Origin of the sequence: Streptomyces spongiae (assembly GCF_009377185.1) — a bacterium.
Taxonomy (GTDB): Bacteria; Actinomycetota; Actinomycetes; order Streptomycetales; family Streptomycetaceae; genus Streptomyces; species Streptomyces spongiae.
Genome location: NZ_VJZC01000877.1, coordinates 1 through 2,904, shown reverse-complemented (window position 1 = coordinate 2,904; position 2,904 = coordinate 1). Strand labels below are relative to the sequence as shown.

At 65.9% G+C, this 2,904-nt stretch carries 3 protein-coding genes; 1 reads left to right on the top strand and 2 read right to left on the bottom strand.

The window, feature by feature from the left end:
* Window positions 1–130: 130 nt before the first annotated feature.
* Both FNH08_RS53345 and FNH08_RS48115 read right to left on the bottom strand, forming a co-directional pair.
* Window positions 131–262, bottom strand: coding sequence for a hypothetical protein (locus FNH08_RS53345; protein ID WP_265579858.1), 132 nt, complete (start codon window positions 260–262; stop codon window positions 131–133).
* A gap of 69 nt (window positions 263–331) precedes the next feature.
* Entirely contained in the window at window positions 332–1,309 is a 978-nt protein-coding gene (locus FNH08_RS48115) for a hypothetical protein (protein ID WP_194238872.1), read from the bottom strand.
* A 301-nt stretch (window positions 1,310–1,610) separates the two neighbouring features.
* Here FNH08_RS48115 and FNH08_RS48110 point away from each other — a divergent pair, with 301 nt between their 5' ends.
* Window positions 1,611–2,300: a recombinase family protein gene (locus FNH08_RS48110; RefSeq protein ID WP_322726609.1), complete on the top strand. Its 690-nt coding sequence runs from the start codon at window positions 1,611–1,613 to the stop codon at window positions 2,298–2,300.
* The last annotated feature ends 604 nt before the right edge of the window (window positions 2,301–2,904 follow it).

The window sequence follows — 2,904 nt, the reverse complement described above, 5'->3', positions numbered from 1 at the left end:
GCCTGGCGACGCACGGCCAGCCCCGGATCGGCGTCAGGTCAGCGCTGTTCGTACGGCGGGCTGGTCTCCCTATGAGCCTGCCTGCCGGTTACGCGCTGGCTGGGCGCCTGACGCAGCAGGCGTTACCGCGTCACTGGGTGTAGATGTACAGGGACGTGCTCTCAGTCGTGGCCTCCTCCAGAGCAGCGGCGAACTCGGTGGTCTCGGTGTCGCTCAGGGTGTCTGTCTCCTCGGAGACAGGGCGGAGCAGAGTGGTGTTCATGATCATTTCCTTTGCCTGTTGTTGTTTTCCTTCCCGGGGGCGTCGGTCTCCCGGGGGTCTGTGGGGGCTTTACGCGTAGCCGTACTCCCGCAGGACGTGTCCGTAGCGCCGCTCGAACAACATGTGCTGTTCCGGGGTGAACTGCTCGCGCCAGGCGCCCGTCCGGCCACTGCGGAACGTGTAGGAGTCCCGGTTGAAGATCCGGCGGGCGAGGGCTTCCCGGCTGGCGGAGTCCATGTCGTCGGCCAGGTCCAGGAAGTCGGTGATCTTTTTGATCTCCGCCGCCTGGGCGGCCGCCGAGCCGCCCCCATCCGGGCCGACGAGTGCCTCGAACGACACCTTGCAGACCCTTGGATGGCGCAGCAGCCACAGTGCCCGCTCGAATGAGTCGCCTCCTGGGAAGCCGGGGTCTGTGAGCGCGATGCCGATGCGGTCGCGCGGGTCCTGGACCGATTTGAGGATGTCGCTGTAGACGACATGGTCCGGGAATCCGCCGAGTCTTCCGGCATCCTTCTCGGCGAGGAAGTTCACCATGGACAGAAGGACGTCTCGGGGGTCCCGGTAGTTGAGAATAATCCTCGGGCTGCCGCTACTGGCCCACTCAAGCAGGAAGTTCTCGTCCACCCCGGCCAGATCCAGGTCGTGGGTGAACCAGCACACACCGCCCGGGGTGTCACTGAACCGGTAACCGGACTGCCGGGAAAGCTCTCTGGCGGTCAGCCGGTCCGTCTCCGGATCGCTGTCGGCCGCTGCTGTACGGGGCATACCGAGCCGTACCGACCAGGCCCGGTTGAGTACGGTGACGGCCCGGCTGACAGCGCGGTCGACAGCCGCGCGGTCCCTGGAACGCTGCAGCGCGGCGATCTCGTCCGGTGTGTACACCGCGCCGAGTACGCGCAGGGCTGTCTGCCTGCCGAGCGGGCGCGGCGCCACGCCCGCCGACGACACGGCGCCGTTCAGGACATACCCGAGCCCTGCCATCACCTCCTTGAGGAGGTGCGTCCCCGACTTGCGTAACGAGACGACCAGAATATGTTCAGCTTCCACACCCGTAACAACGGTCCCAGGCGTACGTCCGTTCCCACAACAAACCATCACTCGGACGATGGTTCTGGACCTGACTGAACGTCGCCCTCGTGACAGAGAGCTACTCGCTGCCTGGCCGTAGACGAGAGCAGGGCCTACCAGGGTCACTCCCGATCTTGCTCACCCATCGACCGATTGATGAGCAAGATCGATAAGCGGCGATGCGCGGCCGGATCGGCACCGGATCATGCCCATAAAACGGTGTCAGAAAGTCGATGTGCTCAAGAACTTGAGGAACACCGTTTTCTGTACGATCTGGCGGGTGCAGCCACCCCAAAACGACGACACCGCCGATCTCCTCGCACCCGTTCCGGCCGTACGGACCGGCAGCCTCGTGGGATACGCACGCGTGTCCACCAAGGGGCAGTTGCTCGACCGGCAGATCCACGCACTCAACACAGCGGGCTGCATCCGGATCTTCTCCGACAAGAAGTCCGGCAAGAACGCCGAACGCGAGGAACTGTGGAAGGCCCTCGACTACCTGCGCGAGGGCGACACCCTCGTCGTCCCGTCGCTGGACCGGCTCGGCCGTTCCATCCAGGACCTCATCGCGATCATGTCCGGCCTACGCAAGCGCGGCGTCGGCTTCACCTCGCTGCACGAGGCGCTCGACACGACCACGCCCGGCGGGCGCCTGGTCTTCCACGTGTTCGCGGCGCTCGCGGAGTTCATCCGCGAACTCATCGTGCAGGGCACCAACGAGGGCCTGGACGCCGCCCGCGCCCGCGGCGCCCGACTCGGCCGCCCGCCGGCGATGACGGAGGAACAGGTACGTCACGCCCGCGACCTGCTCGCCCGCCCGGAGAACACCGTCACCTCGATCGCAAAGCTCCTCAGCGTCTCCAGGAACACGATCTACAACTACGTGCCCGAACTGAAGGGCGGTCGCCTCGCACTCGCTGAGGCGACGAGCTCGCCGGAACTGCCCCAACCCACCAGGTCCGAGGAGTGATCACCGCCGTTTGCGGCTGGTGACAGCATTCTTACCGGCACCCCGACTTCCGGCGAAGCGATCTTCTGTTCGTGCCTGGGGCCGCGGCGGAATGTGGCGCTCGGTACCGACCGCGTCACTGTGTGCGGCTATCTCCGCGCACGCCGAAGCACTGGAGGCAACGCTGACCCTGTCAGCCGCGACGACACCCTCCTGTAACGAGCGGTATCAGCGCTGAAGCAGGGCCGTCCCGGACGCGGTCGGCTCGGACTGGGCCGACCGCCGCCCCGTGCAGGTGCCATGTTCGGCGCGAGGTCGCCGAGATGACCGACCGGGTAGACAATTTGGCAGTTAGTGTCAGGTCATCGACATTCTACGGAGGTCGCGGTGCGCTTCCGCCAGAGGGAAACCTCACCGGTCGGCGGCGCGGAGTTGAACATGTTCTCGGCGGTCGGGCCGCGTCGCACCGGTGTCTCTCCTCTCCCGTCGGAAGTTTCTGAGACATCGGCGGAATGCGGCTCGTGAGGCCGATCATCCGTGATCACATGAGGTCGACTTTCCGTCGGCGGCTCGAAACGACCGCTCGCTCGTTCCGGTTGGTTCCGCCGCCGCGGCCCCCCACCAC

Bases quoted from the DNA above. Each gene is read 5' to 3' on its own strand.
- FNH08_RS53345 (WP_265579858.1), bottom strand. From the start codon at position 262: ATGAACACCACTCTGCTCCGCCCTGTCTCCGAGGAGACAGACACCCTG.